Raw genomic sequence first — 21,197 nt, 5'->3', positions numbered from 1 at the left:
CTTAACAGTATGTTAACAAATTATAGCTATTATTTTATTAGAAGGAGGCGATAATGAGAGTGCAAAATCTGGCAATAAATCAAAACGGTTTCGCTTTCGACCCTACTACGGGAGAGAGTTTTACTGTCAATGAAACCGCAAAAGAGATAATAGAGTCTCTGTCCAAGGGAATGGACGAAAAATCTATAGCAGACAAAATTGCCCGTGAGTACGATGTGAGTGAAGAAGAGGCCTTCAATGATGTTCTGGATTTTAAAGAGAAACTGAAACTTTACGGACTTTTGTCATGATTGTAGCTGTAAGCGGTATTAACGATACGGATAATCCTGGTCCCGGTATAGGTGTCGCCAGAAGTCTCAAAGAAGCCGATCCTTCTATAAAGACGGTGGGACTAAGTTATGATGTGCAAGATCCGGGAAACTATATGGATTTTGTGATAGACAAAAGCTACATTTTATCATTTCCCACACAGGGGTGGGAGCCGATATTCAACAGGCTTCTTTATATAAAGGAAAGTTACGGACTCGATGTCGTTATACCCACGCTTGATGCAGAGCTTCCACAGTATATCAAATACCAAAATGATCTGGAAGAGGCCGGTATCAAAACTTTTCTCCCCTCACTCGAACAGTTTGAGCTTAGAAGCAAAGAGAATTTGCAAGAGGTTAGCAAAAAAATTTCTATAACCTATCCTGAAACGAAAAAAGTCTTTACTGTCGATCAGTTAACGAAGGCTGTAAAAGAGATAGGGCTTCCCTGTATTGTAAAAGGCAACTATTACAAAGCATACAAAGCAAAGTCACTACCCGAAGCGGTCTACTACTTTACCGAAATCTCAAACGAATGGGGGTTTCCTATACTTGTTCAGGAGATTGTAAGCGGCGAAGAACTAAATGTTATAGGTGCAGGTGACGGTAAGGGTGGAGTCCTTGGACTTGTGGCCATAAAAAAGATGACAACCACAAATCTCGGAAAAATATGGAACGGTGTAACTATAAAGCATGATAAACTTTTAAAAACTGCTGAGAATTTCGTAAAGCAATACAAATGGAAAGGACCGTTCGAACTTGAATGCATAGTGGATGGTGATGAAATAATAATGATAGAGATAAATCCTAGATTTCCTGCATGGGTCTATTTTGCTACAGCTGTTGGTGTGAATCTTCCAAAAAGGGTACTAGAAGAGATGTTTGATAAAAGTACGGATACAAACAGCGACTACAAAGCAGGAAAGATGATGGTGAGATATACATATGAGATGATAACGGATATAGAAAAACTGAGCACCCTTGCGACAAAAGGAGAGAGTGATGGCTAAAAAACCGTATGAAAAACCAACTATTATAAAAATCGAAAGCGGTTTTAGTAAAGCTGGTGTTCCTATGCCCAAACAGAAGATAAGAAAAACGATAGGCGGTGTGAGTATTGATGAGATGGTAGAAAAATTTGGCTCTCCTCTTTTTATTTTTGATGAGAAAGCCATCAGAGAAAAATATCGCGGGGCTTATGAAGCTTTTTCGAGTAGATATCCCAATGTGCAATTTGGATGGAGTTACAAAACAAATTATCTCAAAGCCATATGTGCCGTTTTTCATCAGGAAGGCGCTATAGCCGAAGTTGTCAGCGAGTTTGAATATGAAAAAGCCAGGGAACTTGGAATTGAAGGCAAAGACATTATCTACAACGGACCATATAAGCCTTATGACTCTCTGATAACCGCCGCAAAAGAGGGTGCAAAAATTCATATAGATACATTTGATGAGATCAATGATCTTGAAAAAGTGGCGGTTGAACTTGGTATGGAGATACCAGTAGCAATTAGATTAAATATGGATACAGGTATCTACCCGCAATGGAGCAGATTCGGTTTCAATATTGAAAGCGGCCAGGCGATGGATGCGGTCAAGCGTATAAAAGCTGGCGGAAAACTAAGGCTCAATGGACTTCATGCACATATAGGTACCTTTATGCTGGATGCCAATGCCTATAAAGTAGAAACCGCCAAAATGGTACAACTCATGAACGAGATAGAGGAGAAGGTGGGTTTTTCCATCGAGTATATCGATGTAGGAGGTGGGTTTGCATCCAAAAACCATTTGAAAGGCATCTATCAGCCTCCCGAAGTTGTTGTTCCTTCCATAGACGACTATGCAGAAGCTATAACCTCGGCTCTGTATGAAAATATAAAAGGCAGCAGTTATCCGAAGCTATATCTTGAAACCGGCAGGCATTTGATAGATGAAGCAGGTTTTTTGGTAACTTCCGTAGTTGCCAGCAAAACACTTCCTGATTCGAGAAGAAGCTATATAGTCGATGCCGGCGTAAATCTTCTATATACCTATTTTTGGTATAAATTCAATATTGAACTGACCCGTGAAATCAGCGGAATAAGCGAGCCTGCCACTATCAACGGGCCGCTTTGTATGAATATAGACATTATAGAGGATTCCATACTTTTGCCGAGACTCAAACGAGGCGACAAACTGGTTATATCACCTGTCGGTGCATATAATGTGACCCAGTGGATGCAGTTTATCAGATACAGACCCAGAGTTTTGATGGTAATGGAGAACGGGAGTGTGGAGATAATAAGAGAAAAAGAGGATTTGAGTGATATAGAAAGAAGAGAAATATTGCCAAAAAAACTGGAACTCAAATAAGGATTTTTGTTTGGCAGTTAAAAAAGCGAATCAAACTTTTGAAATACTGAAGCCTTATATATCATCTGTAATATCAAGCTATGCAGAAGTTCTGTTTATAGAGAGCAAAAAAGTCGGTCTGCTTTTGTTGATAGCTTCGTTTATAAATCCCAATGTAGCATTGAGCGGTCTTTTGGGTGTTCTTTTCGCTCTTTTTTTTGCGGCACTTATAAGGATGGATCCCGATTATCTTGAAAGCGGTTTTTATATATACAATCCTCTTTTAGTCGGTATGAGTATAGGATTTTTATTTAAACTGACCTTTATGTCTCTGTTTTTGATAGCTGTGGCATCGGTTCTAACTTTTCTTATCACTATCATTTTGCATACACTTTTTTCAATATATCTGATACCGATTCTCTCTTTTCCTTTTGCGATAGTCAGCTCTATTGTTTATCTTTCGACGCTTAATTACTCAAATCTTTTTGTCGAAACGCTTTACAGTCACTCTTTTTTACTGAACTCTGGATTAAATATACCGGTATGGTGTGAAGCCTATTTTAAATCCCTAGGTACTATTTTGTTTATGCCAAATATCTGGGCTGGAATTTTTATCTTTTTACTGATTGTTTTGCACTCTAGAATTATGGCTATTATGACAATAGCGGGCTTTTATTTCGGAGTTTTTGTCCACAGCCAGCTAAGCGGTTCGTATATACAGTCTCTCTTAAACCCTTACGCGTTCAATTATATTTTAGTTGCCGTGGCACTGGGTTCGATTTTTTTGATTCCCGGGATTAGAAGCTATTTGTTGGCGCTTCTTGGAGTAAGTATTTCTGTTTTACTGGTAGATGCAACGGCAATATTCTGGACACTTTACAAGATACCGGTATTTACGCTTCCTTTTAACATTACCGTTATAAGTTTTCTGTTTGTACTGAGGCTAGTGAGATTTAGAGAGTTTGCGTATGTTATTAAAAAGACACCGGAAAACAGTCTCAGCTATTTTCTTTTAAGTCTATTCAGATTCAAATCAAACGAAAAAAGCATATTTTTGCCTTTTTCCGGAAAATGGAGTGTATATCAGGCTTTTGATGATGTATGGACACATCAGGGAAAGTGGAAATACGCCTATGACTTTGTTATACGTGATAAAGATGGGAAAACATATAAGAATGAAGGGTTGCGACTTGATGATTATTATGCTTTCAAAAAGCCTGTATTGTCCCCTGTAAGCGGATATGTAGTTGAGGCCGCAGATGATTTTCCTGATCAGCCTATAGGAGAGGTAGACAACATAAATAACTGGGGAAACTATCTGATATTATCTACACCTTCAGGGGTTTATGTGGAAATTTCTCATCTTGCGAAAGATTCTCTCAAGGTTAAAAAAGGAGATTTTGTAGAAGCAGGACAGATAATTGGTCTTTGCGGCAACAGCGGATACTCTCCAGAACCGCATATACATATTCAGGTTCAGGAAAATATGTATCTAGGAAGCAAAACAATTCCTTTCAACTTTGTAGCTTATTTAAAAAAAGATGAGGTATGTTTTTATCAAAGACCTCTCAAAGGTGACGAGATTTCTAGTTTTGCTGCTGATAAATCTTTGGATACTAGATTTAGTTTTGTTTTGGAAAGCAGATGCAGTTATGAAGTTTTTAAAGATGAAAAAAAGATAGATGAGTTTACTTTGAGAGTGGCTATGGATAGATTTAGCGGCAGATTCTTTTTTGAAGATCCGGAAAAAAACAAGCTATTTTTTGCCAAAGAGTACGGTATTTTCTATTTTTATGATTATACTGGCAAAGATAGAAGCTATCTGAAGAAATTTTTTATGGCGATTCCAAGAATTGCTCTTATAGGAAAAGAGAGGGTTAAATGGGAAGACTTTTTGACGCCTCGTATAGTTTATGAAGGATTTAAAAAAGATTTTTTGATGTTCTTGGCTTCAATTTGTAGCAAACCTTTTCTTTATAAGGGAGTATGGGAAAAAAACGGTGATGATATAAAAGGAACAATAAATATAGGAAACAGACAAATATCAGTACTCACTGTTATAGATAAAACACACGGGTTTGATACCATAAAAGTTGAAAACTTGATTATAAGGAGAAAAAAATGAAAAAAATTGCAAGTTTGTCCCTCATAGCAATAGCTGCATTAGCAGGGGAAAATATAAGTGTAGTTCCTTTTGCAGGATATCTTGATTATGGCAGCAAAAGTGTCAAAGATAATGGATATTTTGGTGGAGTATATGTAAGCAAAGAGTTTGATTTGCAAAAAGTTGAACTTCAGTATGAATATCTGAAAGTCAAATATAAAAATGATGAGCCTGATTTGGAACAAAATGATTTTACCGCAGTTTATACAAACTATTTTGATGATAACTATCTTGCAAGAGCGGGACTACATTTTATCGATTCGGATGATTATCTTACAGATGGCGGTTATATACTGTTTGGCGGTTTAAAATATTTTCAGGCATTTGATTTTGATGCGGGAATAGATGTTTTCTATACTCACTACGACAACTTCGATCCATCTTTGGGTGTATGGCAGTTTTCACCGAGTTTTGGCAAATATATAAAAGGGTGTAGTTACGGTGACTTTTATGTTGAAGGAAAATATAACTATATTACATTCAAAAGCAGCAAAATAACTCAGACCGTTGTAAATCAAAGTTCGGGTATGAGTGCAATGGGCAAAAAATCGACACATATTATTCAGAGGTCTGAAGAGTATACAGACAGTTATAACTCTTTTGAATTCAATTTGGCCAACTACTACGGCAAATTTACCACAAAAGCTTCCGTTTGGATTGGGAAGCAGGCATTTGGCGTTAGAGACGGCGGATTTACTGTTTACAATCTTGCAGAAATTCATAAAGGCGGTGCGGCGCTGCAAACAAGATACTCATACTCAAAAGAGCTGGGGTTGAGTGCGGGTATATATTATGAAAAATTTACCGATACCGAAAACGGTGAAGATTCATATATGACAACTCTCGGGGCCTCTTTGGACTATAGATTTTAGGAGTATATATGAAACTTAAAAAAATTTGGCCAATTTTTTTACTTATAGTGTCACTGTATGGGTATGACGACTTTATAAAAAAGGCGTATTATGACTCGTACAATTATGAAAAGATGGGGGATTTTGAGGATGCGATAAAGTCTCTTATGCCTGTATATAAACAGTATCCGAATGCCTATACTCCAAATCTGCGGCTGGGATGGCTTTTTTATCTGGAAAAAAAATACTCAAATGCCCTTTTCCATTATGAAAAAGCCGCATTGGCCGTAAAAAGTGCTATAAAACCGAAACTGGGAATTATAAATATCTATATGTTACAGCAAAAATATGAGGATGCTATAAAGTTGTGCAATGATATTTTAAAGATGGACTATTATAATTATTATGCAAATCTCTATTTTGCACAGATTCTTATATATAAAAAGGAGTTTTCCAATGCTAAGGCCGTAATATATAAAATGCTTTCTTTATACCCCTCTGAGGTTTTATTTTTAGAAAAACTCGCCAGTATATTTGAACATGAAAACAGAAAAGAGGAGGCGGCAAAAATTTATGAAGATATTTTGATTCTTGACCCGAAAAATATTGCTGCCAACGAGTTTTTTCAGCGTAACGGAAAAGCAAAATAGAGTGTTAACGTTTTATTAACATTGAAAGTATAAGATAACGAAATATCGAAGGAGTGTTTATGAAGAGATTTGTTTTTGTGGTAGGTTTTCTGTTTCTGTTTACAGGGGCAGTAAATGCTGAAGATGGAAGAACTCTGTTTGAAAAGAAGTGTTCTGTCTGCCATATTACCGGTATGCCTGCATTAGAACAGAAAAGGAAAATGGTTGCGCCTCCCGCAGCAGGTATTATGTTTCATGTAAAAGAGAACTATAAGACAAAACAAGAGGCTGTAGATTTTATCGTCGATTATGTATTAAATCCTTCCAAGGATAAAGCGGTTTGTATGTCTAAAACTATAAAAAGATTTGGGGTAATGCCTTCTATGAAAGGAAACGTCTCAAAAGATGAGCTTATAGTCATAGCCAAATATATGTATGACAACTTTCCTCCAAATGAGTTTACTCACAGTGCAAATGGTATGGGAAGTTGCGATAACAATTGTAATAGTGCTAGTTCGAAAAGTGGTAAAAATTATCTACCGGGAGAAAAACTCGCACAAGAGAATGGATGTTTTGCATGTCACAATGTAATGGGAGCAAAAAAAGGTCCCGGCTTTATAGGAATTTCGTTAAGGTATAAAAGAGAGTATGGTGAAGGTGCAGTCGGTAAACTTGCCGATGTTATAAAAAATGGAAGTAAAGGTAGATGGCCCAGATTTAAAAAGATAGTTATGCCGGCTTATCTGACTATGCATGAAGAAGATAGAATAGCTATTGCCGAATGGATAGTATCGTTGAAACCTCCAATGTTACAGAAAGGGGAATAGGGAAGTCAGGATTTATTGTAAAGCTGCTGCATATGGGGAGTAAAATGAATAAAAAAGAGTCTTATAAAAAAAGAGTGTATATTTTGCAGCTTTTTTTAAACACCTTTAATGGTGAAAGTTAATCTGATGGTTAGTAAAAAAATTAACTTCATTGTGCTTATATGTGTGAGTGTAATTACTGTAAATATAAATGCGATTACACTTGATGAAGCTATAGAAACAGCACTTAAAAAAAGCCCTGAAATTTTGATACAAAAACAGAAACTTTTGGAAGCCCATCAGGAAAAAAGAGTTAAAAAAGCTCAAAATTTCGGCAAAATAAATGCGGTAGGAAGTTACACACGCTACAATATTCCAAGAACACTCACTCCGATAGTTCCTCCAATCACGCCAGATGTGGTTTCTAGCAGGGAGATAAGCAGTGCAGGTCTGATATATGAGGTTTTACTTTTTAACGGTTTTGCTGATGTGAGTTCTGTGGATATCGCGGAGCTTGGCAAAAAGATATCAAATATAAATCTCAGTCTCACCAAAGAACAGCTCATATACAACATAAAATCCCTCTATTTTAAGATAGTTTCTCTGAAGAACCAAAAAACTTCAGCAATCTCATATCAAAGAGCGTTGGAGAAACTGTATAAAGATGTCAAAAAAGAGGTAGAAGTTGGCAAAAAAGCGAAAATCGATCTTTTAAAAGTCTCTTCGGAGCTGGAAAACGCCTCTTTTAATGTAAAAAGTATAGAAAATTCCATAAAAACCCTAAAAGCCAAATTGGCTTCCATTATCGGTGTAGATGAAATCGATGACGTGGAGAGTGTGAACGATGATGAAAAGTTTTCCGCCAATGTGGATCTAAGAAACTCCTATACCTACAAAAAAGCGAAGTTCGAAGCCCAAAAAAGCAAAAAAGCGATAAGAAAAGCCAAGTCACTTTATTTTCCAAAAATCGGTCTGAATACCTATTATGGAAGCAACTTTGCAAAGGGAATCCAGGAAGAGTTGTGGCAGGCCGGTATAAATATAAACTGGAGACTGTATGATTTCGGCTACAAAGATGCACAGCTTCAAAAGGCAAAAATTGCTCATATGGTTTCAAAACTCAGACTCAAAAATACAGAATTGAAATTAAAAAGCGATATTATAGATGCCAACAACCGTATATCTACCGCGATTGCGAAAGTTCAATCCGCCAAAAAACAGCTTATTCTTTTAAAAAAGATAAAAGATACCGAATATATCAAATATGAAAAAGGTATATCTGATATGTACGATCTTCTCTATGCCATAGCGAAATATCAGAATGCCCAAAGCTCTTTTATAGAAGCTATGTACGATCTGAAAATGCAAAAAGCTTATCTAAACTATATAACGGCAGGTGAAAAATGAAAAAACTCTTTGGAATATTGATACTTATTTTACTTATTGCCGGCGGTGTAATTATTGTTAAAAAGAAAAAAGAGCAGATAGACTCTCTTCCTGTTCCTGCTGCAAAATCGATATCTATTGAAACAGTTAATCCAAAAAAGATGAAAATAGAACAAAAAAGAGAGTTTATAGGTAGATACTATTCTCTCAATCATCCGCAAATTGCCTCCAAAATAAGCGGTTTTATACAAAAAGTATATGTGGAGGAAGGAGACCAGATAAAAAAAGGCGATATTCTCATCTCTATCGATGATAGAGAACTCAAAGCAGCTGTTGAAGCACAAAAGTCATCTATCAAAGCTCTGGAGCGTTCAATTGAGTCTATAGAAGTCAGTCTTGATTCTTTAAAAAGCGACTATCAGTATGCCAAAAAAGTGTATGAGAGAAATCTTGTACTTTTCGAAGCCGATGCAGTATCAAAAGAGAAGCTCGACCAGTCCGAGGTTGCAATGAAGCTCAAATTATCCAAATATGAATCTACAAAGAAAAGCGTCGAGGCAAAATATGAAGAGCTTAATTCTTTAAAAGAACAACTTAAAGCAAAAATCAATCAACTGCGCTACGCCATAATACGATCGCCAATTGACGGGACGGTAGGAAAGATATTTCTTAGAGTGGGAGATCTTGCAACTGCCGGAAAACCTCTGATAAAACTTTTTGGAGACAAAAAAAGAGTGGAATTTCTGTTTCCAGCAGCATTAGCAAAGACTATTAGAAACGGTAAAAAGGTTTATGTTGACGGGGTTGAAGCAAAAATTTCTGAAATTTTACCGGATAGTGAAAAAGCTTTATTTGTTGCCAGGATAGATCTTCAAACCTCTCTTGGAGTCCCTGAAAACAGCAATGTAAAGGTTGAAGTTGTAGAAAGAGAAGCGTTTGGAATGGCAGTACCCGTTAATGCGCTCCTTGAAAAAGAGGAAGGAACTTATGTTTTTGAGCATGTAGACGGCTCCTTTTTGCCAAAAAAAGTGACTATTATGGCTCAAAATGAAAAATATGCTATTCCTATTTGCTATATTGCTCATCCGGTAGCAGTAGGCAGTAGCGATAAACTCTCAAAACTATTTGTTTTGAAAAATGGCAGGGCTCTAAACGATGAATAGCGGCTGGCTGGATACGATACTAAAAAGACCTTATTATATCATCTCCTTTTTAGGGCTTTTTCTATTTCTCGGGTTGTACGGATACAACTCGATTGATAGAAAGCTTTTTCCGGATTCTAACAGGCCGGAAATTGCAACTGTTATTATCTGGCCGGGAGCGGGAGCGAAAGATATCGCTTCGAACGTGGCGGTAGTAGTTGAAAAAGAGCTCTACACGCTGGATAAGGTAAGAAGAGTTTATTCTACTACTATAGATGAAGTTAGTGTAATCAGAGCAGAGTTTGAATACGAAAAAGAGATAGACAGTGCGGCAAGTGATGTAGCAAATGCAATATCGAAAATCCGTTCTTCTTTGCCAGATGGTATCAAGGAGCCTCAAATCCACAAAATTACCGCGGCTACTCCTCCTGTAGTTACGATAGGAGTCTCATCTGTTAGAGCTTCTTTGATAGAGGTAAGAGAGATTTGTGAAAACGAGATAAAAAATGAACTTCTAAAAACAGAAGGAGTTTCAAACGTAGAGATTTTTGGCGGTTACAAAAAAGAGATTTTGGTTGAGATTGATAAAGAGGCTCTGGATAGATATGCTTTGAGCATGGGGCAGGTTTTGGGTGTTCTTTCAAAAAACGACAGAGACTATGCTATCGGATTTTTGGATATTCCAAGAGGGAGGTTTCTGCTTAAATCAAAAGGAAAAAGAGAAAGACTTGAACAGATAAAAAAACTGGCTATAACAGATACTATCCGTCTTGAAGATATAGCACATATTTACTATGGCCATTATGACAACAGCGCTCTTTATTACGGTAACGGCAAACCTGCCATAGCTCTATCGGTTCAACGTTCAATTGATGCAGATGTAGTGAAGACGATAGAAAATGTTGAGGCTAAATTGGTTGAGATAAAAGCTACTTATCCGGGGCTTCATTTTGAGATTACCGATACGCAGAAGGATACTATTGAACAAAGCATTGCCAATATGTTTGAGTCTTTGCGTGATGCCATCATCATGTCAACAATCGTAGCATTTTTCTTTTTGGCTTCGCTCAGACAGGTTTTGGTTGTTCTGTTTACCATACCGCTTGTATATGCTGCTACAGTAGCTATGATGTATCTTTTTGGCATAGAGTTCAGTGTAGTTACCCTGACGGCTATTATTTTGGCTCTTGGTTTATTGCTAGATGATGCCGTTGTTGTCATGGAAAATATAGAACGTCACTACAAAGAGCGTAAAAAACCGATAAAAAAAGCGGTTTTGGATGGTACCAAAGAGATAATGTTTGCTGATCTGTCGGGCACTGTTACAACTATGGCCGCACTTTTTCCTATTATGTTTGTGGGAGATTATCCGCAGACGATATTCAGACCTCTTGTTTCCACGCTTCTTATAGCACTTGCTGCTTCATATATCATATCCATCACCACTGTTCCGCTTCTGAGTCTGAAATTTTTGGCTATAAACAGTCAGTGGATACTAAAAGCTGAGGCAGTATTTGGCAAAGTTACGGATAGTTTTAACAGCTGGGCCAGAAATTTTTTCATAAAGCTTGCAAAAGCGGCTATGGAGAGCAGAGCTTTATCGGTTCTTTATTTTTCCCTTTTGCTGATTCTTTTTGTGATAAGTGTCAGAGTGGTTATGCCGATAGTCGGTCAGGAGCTTATGCCGCCTATGGATACCGGTATTGTGAAGATAAATATCACTATGGATCCAAATCTTCCAATTGAAAAAAGTGCCGAAGTTCTTGAAAAAGTCAACAAAGCCGTATATGGAAGCGGAGAGGTACTCAGAGTGTCGGCCAGTGTAGGAAGTGAAGCCGGAGTTTTAAGTATCGGCAGCGGCGGGGGGATAGACTATATGGCTATTACTGCTGCGTATGTAAATAGATTTGAAAGAGGTGAAAGTATTTGGGATATAGAAAGAAAAATCAGAAAAAGACTTCAGGAAATCCCCAATATAAAATATTTTTCTGTATTCGACTATGGAGCTACCGCACTCTCCAGTATCAGAGGAAATGTGGATGTTATGCTTAGCAGCGACAGTTTTGAGAAGCTCCAAATCGCCTCGGAAAATCTTTTTAAAGTTTTGGAAAATACCCAAGGATTAGTTAATGTTGCAAAAACTTGGGATTTGGATAAAACAGTCTACAGACTTTTCATCGATGAGGCAAAAGCAGCATACTACGGGGTGAACTCAGAAGAGATATCAAAACAGGTGGGACTTTATCTAAAAGGTGCACCTGCAGCGCTGAAACCTGTCAGAAATTCCAACGATATACTGATAAGAATCAGGGGAGACGATAGAGATAAAGCTTTATTGTATCTTGATACAATTTTGATTGATACACCTAAAGGGAAAATTCCGCTATCAGCTTTTTCGAAACTTGAAAAGGCAAAAGAGCCAAGCCAGATTACAAGAGAGGGGCTGGAATACACGATAGATATATATGGATTCAGGGAAAAGGCAGCCATATCTCATATTATGCAAAATTTTGATGAGGCATATCAGGGCGTAAAACTTCCTGATGGGGTAGAGATGACGCAAACAGGAGATATCGCCCAGTTTCAAGATTCCGCTAAAAGGATGATAAAAGCGGTAGCGTTTGGCATTGGTCTGATATTTTTTACATTGGTTCCTATGTTTAACTCTGTAAGGGCACCGCTGCTTATAATCTTTTCTATTCCCCTGACGCTTGTTGGAGCAAGCTGGATATTGTTGAGTATGGATTATCATACTTCTATGCCTGCAATGATGGGTTTTATACTGCTTAGCGGTATTATTGTAAACAATGCAATACTTCTTATAGAATTTGCACTTCTTGGTATTAAAAAGGGACTGAGTGCAAAAGAAGCTATGCTCGAGAGCATAAAAATAAGAACTAGGCCTGTTCTTATGACCGCATTTGCTACAACAGCAGGTATGCTTCCGGTAGCGCTTGGATGGGCAATAGGGTTAGAGCGTCTCGCACCACTGGGTGCTGTAGCTATCGGCGGGCTTATGGTAGGAACGTTTTTGACGCTTGTATTTATACCTATTCTGTTTGTGTGGATTTATCGGAAAAAAGAGATAATTGATTTTAATTAAAACTAAATGGCATAGTGCCTTTTCTGAAAATATTTATTCTTAAGTAAAAAATCTGCATAAATATCCTACTACTTCGGCTTTTGTAAAAATAAAGTGACAACTGCATGACTCAAAAATTAAAAAAATAATTTATATAAAAAAGTAAGAAATGTTTAACACATATTTAACACTCCTTTGCTACACTACCAAAAAATCAGATAGGAGTAGTGAATGAAAAGAACTCTTTTACTAGCAGGTTTGGCACTGTTCTCTTCGCTTGCGGCAGCAGAGGAGATAGTTTTGGACAGTGTAGTGGTCGAGTCTTCTACCATTGAGGATATATTTACTGATCCGAAAACGGAAGTTTCGACTGTAAATGTTATAGATGAGAAAAAGATAGAGATAATAGATGCGAAAAACATCAATGAAATTTTGCGTACCGTTCCAGGTATTACAGCGGATGTAAGAAATGGCGATGTTGTTGAGATCCATATGAGAGGCGTTGCACAGCAGGAGTTTATGTGGGAAGATACCGGTGTTGCGATAGTTATTGATGGCGTACCTGTACTTCAAAACGGAGGTAAGGTTAAGTTTAATCTTGATGAGATTGAGAGCATCAAAGTGATAAAAGGGGGAGCTTCATATCTGTACGGTCCCAATGCATTGGCAGGTGCTGTAATCATTACAACCAAAAAACCGAAAAACAGAAATGAAGTATCTGTAGAAGCCGAATACGGAAGTTATGCGTATCAAAACTATAAAGCTACTGCATATAAAAGTACGGATCAATACGCTGCAAATGTGATAGCAAGTTACAGATATACCGGTGGATACTGGGATATGAGTGAAAACTGGACAAAATCCGCAAGTGGAAAATTTACATATTTTATTGATGAGATGAGTGACATAACAGTCGGCGTAGATGTTACAAGAAAATATGAGGAGAGTTCAAGAGGAAGTGTTACCGGAGTAACGGCTGCCGAAACAAATCCTACCGGCAAAGATGATGCAGATCTGCCATGGAACCATGACTACTATTCCGACATAGACAAATATTTTATAACTTACAACAAAGACTTCGACAACGGCGCAAATTTGATGGTAAATACCTACTATTATGTGGACCTGTACGATTTTGAAGCTTCTCCTCAGGATCTCAACGGCGACGGATTTGAAGATACATATACGAGAGACAGCAGTGACGATATATATCAAAAAGGTATAAAAAGCGAATATAGAGCCAATATAGACAATCTTGCCTATATGGTAGGGTTAGATATCGGTCAAAGAGAACTGAAATCTTATGATTTAACTACAAAAACTTATACAAGCAGAGGTAAGACATATTATACTGGTGAATGGACCGATTCTGACAGTACAGAAGACAGATATGGATTGTACGGAGAAGTTAAGTATAAACTAAACCCGAAATGGACAATTGTAGCCAATGCCAGATATGATTATGACAAATATGAATATGCATCAGAGAGTTACGATTTTGACGGGACTGTGTGGACGCTTTCAAATATAACTAGGGATGATTCTTTTAGAAACGTTTCATACAGAGTAGGTGCAACTTATCAGTTGAATGCTGACAACACTCTTTATACAAATATTTCCACCGGTTTCAGAAATCCTCGTATATATGAGTTGTATGCGTACGATTTTGATCCAGACAGATATTCTCAAAACAATCCTGATATCGATACCGAAACTACGATAAACTATGAAATAGGTATCAGAGGCACACGCCACCTGAAAAATAACAAATTTGAATATGAGGTTACATTGTATCAGCTTGATACCAAAGATATTATAGCCAGAAACGGAGGTACCTACTATTCAAACGGTTCGAATGTATATTTTGACAATGTGGGTGACGCAAGAAGCAGAGGGCTGGAATTCTCTGTAAAGAGTGATAGAAGCAAAAAGCTCGCCTTTGATCTGGCATATACATACCTGGATGCATACTATACGTCACATCTGCCTTTTACAGTAGACTTGGATCCTATATATAGATCAACAGGAGATGAAACGTATGATATTGACGGAAACCAGCTTCCAAGAACACCACATCATAAAATCGATCTTTTTACCTATATAAAGATGTCGCCTAAGTGGACGTTGATTCCCGAATGGTATTGGCAGTCAAGCTATTATGCAGATGAAACAAATTTTGTAAAAATGCCTTCATACGGTGTCTTGAATCTTCAGGCAAGATACAATACAAAAATCAATGGAAACGATTTTGAGTTTTTTGCAAGAGTGGATAACTTCTTTGACAATCAATATTACAGAACAGTCTACCTTTATAGTGACAAAAGTGGTGACGGCAGATTGGATGCGGAAGACGCATCCATTACGGTTGATCCGGGAAGGGTCTATTATGTAGGTATGAAATACAGATTTTAAATAAAAGGATTTGATTGGAAGCGGCTGCGTATATAACAGTTTTTCTTATGGGACTTTCATACGGTTCGACGGCTTGTATGTTGTCCTGCGCGCCGCTTTTGAGTCCTCTGCTTGTGAGTAATTCATCAACCTTGAAACAATCTATGACGACTGTAGGGATATTCAGTGCAGGCCGAGTATTTTCATATTCGATGATAGCACTCAGTGCCTCTTATGCCTCGCTTACCGTCAAGGAGATTTTGAATGAGCCGCTGCTTTGGGGGAGAGTTATGGGAGTGCTTATGATCTTAACGGCTTTATATCTCTTTTATACACAGTTTCAAAGAGAAAAAAGCTGTTGTGTTGCACGGAACTTTTCAAAAGGTATAAACAGGCTTGGAAAAGGCGGATATTTTTTTATGGGTGCAGCACTCTCTTTTAATTTTTGTGCGCCAGTTTTAAGTCTTGCTGCGTTCAGTGCCGGCAGTTCTTCAAAGGTAGTTTCTCTTTTTTACGGATTTTTGTTCGGGATAGGCGCTGTTATGGTCTCTTTTATTTTTTACGGATTTATTCTCTCGTCTATAACCAAAGAGCTTCTTTTTCAATTTTCCAGACAGAAAAAGTGGATAGAAACAGCTGCTTCGGCTCTGCTTTTTGCGGGAGGCGTTATGGTGCTGCTTGGCATATTGAAACTATAAAAGGCTAAATTATGGTCAGATTTATTAAACGCGACAATAACGATATCTTCAAAATGCCGATTTTAAGGTTTTTATTTAAAAATCAAAAATTCCTTTTGGTTTTGCGTATATCTGTTGCTGCGCTTTTTTTCTACGCAATCTATATGGGATATGCAGACTCTTCAAAAAACAATATTTTTACCACTGCCGTGTTTTGGGGGATTTTTTGGCCTCTTTTTATAGTTACCACTCTGCCGACTTTCGGCAGAATATTCTGCGGTATATGCCCACACGGTTTTTTGGGAAAATATATCACTAAAGCAGGGCTCAAAAAAAAGATGCCAAAATGGCTTGAAAACAGATTTATCGGTATTATGCTGCTTTTTTTGGGATGGTGGGGAGTTTACTACATGTTTCCGGGAGTCTACAGAACTCCTCTTGGAAGCGCGATACTCTTTAGTGTAATGACTGTTTTGGCGTTTTTCATCTATTTTCTCTATAAAGATATGAGTTATTGCAAATACATATGTCCTATCGGTACGGCACTCAGAGCTTTCGGCAAGCTCTCTTTTACATGGTTCGGTTCGTATGAGAGTGCCTGCAAATCGTGTAAAACGTTCGATTGTGCAAAAACTTGCCCTTATGGTCTGAGTCCTTTCAATTTCGACAAAAAAAACTCTATAAGCGATTGTACTCTCTGTATGGAGTGTACGCATTCTTGCGAAGCTATCAATTTCAGATTTGTAAAACCGGGATTTTCTCTTTATAACAGATTCAAAACTCTCAAAGCTGAAGTCTGGGTATATATACTTATTTTGGCAGCTATTCCTATCTCCATGGCATTTCATCACGGTCTTGGCAGAAGCAATATTTCCGATCATTTTATATGGGCAAAGACGGCCGAATTTTTCAAACAGTTTGTGGATTTTGGCAAACTTGATGCCACAGGTATGTTTGCCTTTTTATATGCTGCGCTTTTTACCATCGCAGCAGCAGTGATCGGTATGTGGATAGCCTCCAAAATAGTGAAAAAAGATTTCGGCAGTGTCTTTTATACACTGGGATACGCATTTGCGCCTCTTTTTATCTTTGCTTCCATGGGTCATGCTCTTGAGTTTTTCTTTACAGGCAATTATGAAAGAATAGTTGAAGGGCTTGCTTGGGGATTTGGGTTCGATGTAGATGTGGAGCCTTTGGCGAAAAGAGGAGATAGATGGCTGCAGATTTTTCATCTGTTTAGATGGATTGCTGTTTTTTGGGCTCTTTTTATACTTTATAAAAGAATGGCTTTTATTGAAACAGACAAAGTCAGAAAAGTCATTGCATATCCTTTCGCGGCACTTCTTATAATCTTCTTTGTGGGTGTAAATCTATACAGAGACTATGTTATAGAGACATATGGCAGAAAGCCGCGCGGTCATCACACGGGCAGTGCGGCAATGATGATGAAGAAAAACTCCAAAAACATTGAGAAAGTGGCCGTTTTACCCGAGCAGAGCGTCTGGTTTAAAGACAGACTGCCCGGTAGCAGAAGAATGGGTATGATGGGCAGACGTGTTCCAAACGCGGTTCCCAAAAGAAGAGTCTGGCTTGTTACAGGTGAGCTTGGCAAGCCAAAATGCGTAATCAATCCTAAAGGGACTTTCTATACTGTAGATACCGAAGGTGTCGTAAAAGAGGTGGAGCCGAAAAAAAGAGGATGCATAAGTGTCAGTTTTGAAATGCCTAAAAGCGGTTACTACAGCGTCTATTATCTGCAGGATATAAAAACTCCTCGAAAAGAGTATATAAAAGTAGCCAAATACGAATTTAAAAGATTCGATCACAGCTCACACGCGGTTTACGACAAGAAAAAGATGGCGGCAAAAACGATAAAAGAGGTTCCCTTTGATATTTTGAGGCTGCGCCCAGAAAATGAAACTTTTTATTCCAGACTTCATACCGGCGAAGAGGTGAAATTCATGGTTTTGAAAGATGGCAGACCGCTTGAAGGGGCCAAAGTGGTACTCGTGACGCAGTTTGGCTGGCAAAAAAGCCAAAAGAGTGACGAAAACGGTATAGCGAAGTTCAAACTCATAAAAGATTACTACCCCGATTGGGAAAAATACAATAAAAGATTCAGGGAAAAATTTATTGTAGTTGCGAGTTTTGAGGAAGAGGGAAAAGAGTATGAGACAACCTATATAGGTACATATTCTCCCTCAAGAAATGAGTATCAGTCATATGCCTACGGGCTTTTGACAGCTATCATAATTCTAATCGCAGCAAGTGCCGGGATTTTTGTATACAGATACAGAACCCAAAAGCCGTTCAAAGAGGTAAAAATAGATGAGCAGGATTAAATATTTCATAAATCGGTCGGATATCCGCAAATTCAGGTTCTGGATACAACTGCTTACGTTTGTACTCTTTATTTACGGCGGATATCTGGCTATAGACCTTGGCAGAGAGATACCGGTCTTTTCTTGCGGCTACAATGATAAAACAGGTGGAATGTGCTATTTTATGCCTCTTCAGCATCAGTTGGCAAGACCTTGGGAGAGGCTTTTCAGTGCTGCAAGTATAGGTGTTTTGACAAGTTTTCTAGTCTTTTTGCTCTGGTTTATCATATTCAACAAGGCCTGGTGCGGATATGTATGTCCCCTTGGTACTATGCAGGACTGGATAACCGCTATAAGAAAAAAGTTGGCTATACCTTATGGAAGATACAGCCAAACGCAGTTTGAATCTCTGAAGAAAATAAAATATATATTTCTTGTTATTGTGATAATTTTTCCGTTACTGATAGGTGCGGGTCTTCTTGATACGGAATGGAGAGCCGCTTTTTGCAAGATGTGTCCCGGAAGGATCATAACGCCGATGTTTGTTGGTGATTTTAGCCAGTGGGCTATCGATTTTTCATCCAAAACGGCTGTTTTCCTCACCGCTTTCGGTATCGTTTTTACTGCACTGTTTTTTGTGGGCTCATTTATAAAAAAGAGATTTTTCTGCTTTTTTTGTCCGATGAGTGCGATGCACTATATTTTCAGTCCGTTTGCGTTTCTGAAACTGAAAAAAGATGGTGAAAAGTGTACCAGGTGCGGGGACTGTTACAGGGTCTGCGATATGCAGATAAAAGATATAGCCGATGATGTGGATAGCAGAAATATTTTGAGAGATGACTGCATATTCTGTATGAAATGCGTTGCGGCATGTCCCGAGGAGGATGCTTTGAAGGTGGATATTGTAAAATGGACGATTTTCAAATCTACAAAAGGGGGCTTTGCCAAAAGAATGGGGATAGATGATGAGAAAAATTGAAACAAATACTGCTGTTCAAAGAAAAAGAGAGATCGAAGATCCGCAAAAAAGGCATAGTAGGCATGAGGCTATGGAAGCCGTCCAGATGCTGGATAAGCTGAAATACGATTTTCCACACTCTTTGGAATCTATGAAATATTTTTACGATCTTTACGAGAGGGTCTACTGCAAAGGTGAAAAGATTCACAGCGATAAGCCGCTTGTAGGTACTTTATGTATACAGGTTCCCTATGAGATTATCTATGCAATGGATGCTGTGCCGGTGAGACTTTGTAACGGGTTTCATACCGACGAGCAGCTTGGTGGAGAATTTATGCCCACCAAGTCCTGTTCACTGGTCAAAGCTACGCTTGGAATGCTTCAGAGCAGAGATATTCCTGCTGCTGACAAACTCGATATCATTGTTCATCCTACCACTTGCGATCAGAAAACAAAGGCTATATCCATTATAGAGGATATGAGTTACGATATGTATCATATGGAGTTTCCAAGAGTAAAAGAGAGCGAAGAGAGCAGAGAGTATTGGAGGAGGACAGTCAGAAAGTTTACAAAAGATATCTCAAAAGAGCTTGGCAGAAAAGTGAGCAGGAGATCTTTGAAAGAGGCTATCAGAAAAGTTGGAAGAGCCCAGATGGCTTATCATAAGCTGAATGAGCTAAGAAGAGTCACTCCATCTCCGATACTCGGAAAAGATATGTTTCTTATAACCAATGCATTTTTCTTCGATGAGATAGAGCGCTGGACAGAGGCGGTGGAAAATGTCTACGAGGAGGTCAAAAAGAGAGTTCAAAGCGGTTTTAATGCAGCCGGAAAAAGGTCGCCCAGGATTTTGTATACCGGTTCTCCTCCCATTTTCCCAAATCTCAAACTTCCGGTAATGATAGAGGAGGCTGACGGCATAATAGTGGCTGATGAGAGCTGCTCAGCAAACAGGCTTTTAAATGATATGGTTTCGGTTGACGAGTGGTTTATGTATGATATGGTTGATGCCATTGCAGATAGGTATCTCAAGGGTTGTACATGCCCCATATTTACAAAAAATGAAGATAGAAAAAGAAGACTCAGAGAGCTTATTGAAGAGTATTGCGTTGACGGGGTGGTATATCAGTCTTTTGCCGGATGTCAGGTATATGAGATGGAACAAAGAAGCATTATGCAGGAGATGGAAAAAATCAACATACCGATGCTTTATGTGGAAACCGACTACAGCCCCGGGCAGGGCGGGCAACTTTCAACGAGAGTAGAAGCATTCATAGAATCTTTGAAAGTCAGAAGGAGAAAAAGATAATGGTCTATTTTGCAGGAATTGATATAGGATCGACTGCCATAAAGATAGTTGTAATAGATGAAAATGAGATCATAAAAGGGTATAAAGTATCAGGCAGCGGAAGTATGTTTTACAAATATGCAAAAGAGAGTTTTGAACTGCTTCTCAAAGATATAGGAATCTCTTCCCAGGATGTGGCATATATAACTTCGACGGGATACGGAAGAAAACTTTTTAAGGAAGCTGATGAGACAATAAGCGAGATTACCGCAAATGCAGTCGGTGCCAGAAAAGCCGGGGAAGAGTTCGGAACTATCAGAACAATAATCAATATCGGCGGTCAGGACTCAAAAGCCATTGCTCTTGATGAACACGGAAACGTTGTCAATTTTGCAATGAACGACAGATGTGCTGCCGGAACGGGCAAGTTTTTGGATGTTGCCGCTGCAAAACTTGAAATTGATGTAGAAGAGTTGGGCGATTATCATTTCAGATCCATCGGGACACCACTCTCCATAAACAGTACATGTGCTGTATTTGCAGAGTCGGAAATAATAGGACTTTTGGGAAATGAACATACAAAAGAAGATATTGTTGCCGGTATCCATTTCTCTATTGCGAAAAGAATCATACGTCTGGCAAAACGGGTGGGGCTGAATGAAGTTATCTATTTTGACGGAGGTCCCGCTTTAAACAAAGGGCTGGTTTCTGCCATAGAAGATGAGCTTGGGCGTGAGCTTGCTATTCCACGTTATCCTCAGATAACCACTGCTTTAGGTGCCGCACTGCTTGCGAAAGAGGCTTGGGAATATGAGTTGAAAAATGCAGATGCAGTTTGAAACAGCACCGAACAGGTGCTGTTT

16 protein-coding genes are annotated in these 21,197 nt (G+C 38.4%); all 16 read left to right on the top strand.

Annotated elements, in window-relative coordinates; genetic code table 11:
* Positions 1 to 53: 53 nt before the first annotated feature.
* On the top strand, positions 54 to 290 hold the full coding sequence (locus EPR_RS05645) for a PqqD family protein (protein ID WP_200762282.1): 237 nt from the start codon (positions 54 to 56) through the stop codon (positions 288 to 290).
* Positions 287 to 1,318 (top strand): ATP-grasp domain-containing protein, encoded by a 1,032-nt coding sequence (locus EPR_RS05640; protein ID WP_200762281.1) that lies wholly within the window; start codon positions 287 to 289, stop codon positions 1,316 to 1,318. The genes EPR_RS05645 and EPR_RS05640 overlap by 4 nt, the downstream gene beginning before the upstream one ends.
* Positions 1,311 to 2,660, top strand: a complete 1,350-nt coding sequence (locus EPR_RS05635) for an alanine racemase (RefSeq protein WP_200762280.1) — start codon at positions 1,311 to 1,313, stop codon at positions 2,658 to 2,660. The genes EPR_RS05640 and EPR_RS05635 overlap by 8 nt, the downstream gene beginning before the upstream one ends.
* Before the next feature lie 10 nt (positions 2,661 to 2,670).
* A complete protein-coding gene (locus tag EPR_RS05630; protein ID WP_200762279.1) occupies positions 2,671 to 4,764 on the top strand; it encodes an urea transporter in 2,094 nt (697 codons plus the stop codon).
* Positions 4,761 to 5,675 carry a hypothetical protein gene (locus EPR_RS05625; protein ID WP_200762278.1) on the top strand — a complete coding sequence of 305 codons (915 nt, stop codon included), beginning with the start codon at positions 4,761 to 4,763 and terminating at the stop codon, positions 5,673 to 5,675. The genes EPR_RS05630 and EPR_RS05625 overlap by 4 nt, the downstream gene beginning before the upstream one ends.
* Before the next feature lie 8 nt (positions 5,676 to 5,683).
* On the top strand, positions 5,684 to 6,304 hold the full coding sequence (locus tag EPR_RS05620) for a tetratricopeptide repeat protein (protein ID WP_200762277.1): 621 nt from the start codon (positions 5,684 to 5,686) through the stop codon (positions 6,302 to 6,304).
* Positions 6,305 to 6,363: 59 nt separating this feature from the next.
* Positions 6,364 to 7,110 carry a c-type cytochrome gene (locus EPR_RS05615; RefSeq protein WP_200762276.1) on the top strand — a complete coding sequence of 249 codons (747 nt, stop codon included), beginning with the start codon at positions 6,364 to 6,366 and terminating at the stop codon, positions 7,108 to 7,110.
* Between the two features lie 126 nt (positions 7,111 to 7,236).
* Complete coding sequence (locus tag EPR_RS05610) at positions 7,237 to 8,496, top strand: TolC family protein (RefSeq protein ID WP_200762275.1); 1,260 nt, start codon at positions 7,237 to 7,239, stop codon at positions 8,494 to 8,496.
* On the top strand, positions 8,493 to 9,638 hold the full coding sequence (locus EPR_RS05605) for an efflux RND transporter periplasmic adaptor subunit (RefSeq protein WP_200762274.1): 1,146 nt from the start codon (positions 8,493 to 8,495) through the stop codon (positions 9,636 to 9,638). Before EPR_RS05610 ends, EPR_RS05605 begins: the two co-directional genes overlap by 4 nt.
* Positions 9,631 to 12,720 carry an efflux RND transporter permease subunit gene (locus EPR_RS05600; RefSeq protein WP_200762273.1) on the top strand — a complete coding sequence of 1,030 codons (3,090 nt, stop codon included), beginning with the start codon at positions 9,631 to 9,633 and terminating at the stop codon, positions 12,718 to 12,720. The genes EPR_RS05605 and EPR_RS05600 overlap by 8 nt, the downstream gene beginning before the upstream one ends.
* A 210-nt stretch (positions 12,721 to 12,930) precedes the next feature.
* On the top strand, positions 12,931 to 15,111 hold the full coding sequence (locus EPR_RS05595) for a TonB-dependent receptor (RefSeq protein ID WP_200762272.1): 2,181 nt from the start codon (positions 12,931 to 12,933) through the stop codon (positions 15,109 to 15,111).
* A gap of 14 nt (positions 15,112 to 15,125) precedes the next feature.
* On the top strand, positions 15,126 to 15,788 hold the full coding sequence (locus EPR_RS05590) for a sulfite exporter TauE/SafE family protein (RefSeq protein WP_200762271.1): 663 nt from the start codon (positions 15,126 to 15,128) through the stop codon (positions 15,786 to 15,788).
* 11 nt (positions 15,789 to 15,799) lie between these two features.
* On the top strand, positions 15,800 to 18,109 hold the full coding sequence (locus tag EPR_RS05585) for a 4Fe-4S binding protein (RefSeq protein ID WP_200762270.1): 2,310 nt from the start codon (positions 15,800 to 15,802) through the stop codon (positions 18,107 to 18,109).
* Entirely contained in the window at positions 18,096 to 19,067 is a 972-nt protein-coding gene (locus tag EPR_RS05580; protein WP_200762269.1) for a 4Fe-4S binding protein, read from the top strand. The genes EPR_RS05585 and EPR_RS05580 overlap by 14 nt, the downstream gene beginning before the upstream one ends.
* Positions 19,051 to 20,355 carry a double-cubane-cluster-containing anaerobic reductase gene (locus EPR_RS05575; protein WP_200762268.1) on the top strand — a complete coding sequence of 435 codons (1,305 nt, stop codon included), beginning with the start codon at positions 19,051 to 19,053 and terminating at the stop codon, positions 20,353 to 20,355. Before EPR_RS05580 ends, EPR_RS05575 begins: the two co-directional genes overlap by 17 nt.
* A complete protein-coding gene (locus EPR_RS05570) occupies positions 20,355 to 21,173 on the top strand; it encodes an acyl-CoA dehydratase activase (RefSeq protein ID WP_200762267.1) in 819 nt (272 codons plus the stop codon). Before EPR_RS05575 ends, EPR_RS05570 begins: the two co-directional genes overlap by 1 nt.
* The last annotated feature ends 24 nt before the right edge of the window (positions 21,174 to 21,197 follow it).

The sequence above is a fragment of the Nitrosophilus alvini genome, assembly GCF_015100395.1.
Lineage (GTDB): Bacteria > Campylobacterota > Campylobacteria > Campylobacterales > Nitratiruptoraceae > Nitrosophilus > Nitrosophilus alvini.
The sequence above is the reverse complement of the archived record's forward strand: the minus strand, read 5'-3'. Positions and strand labels throughout refer to the sequence as shown.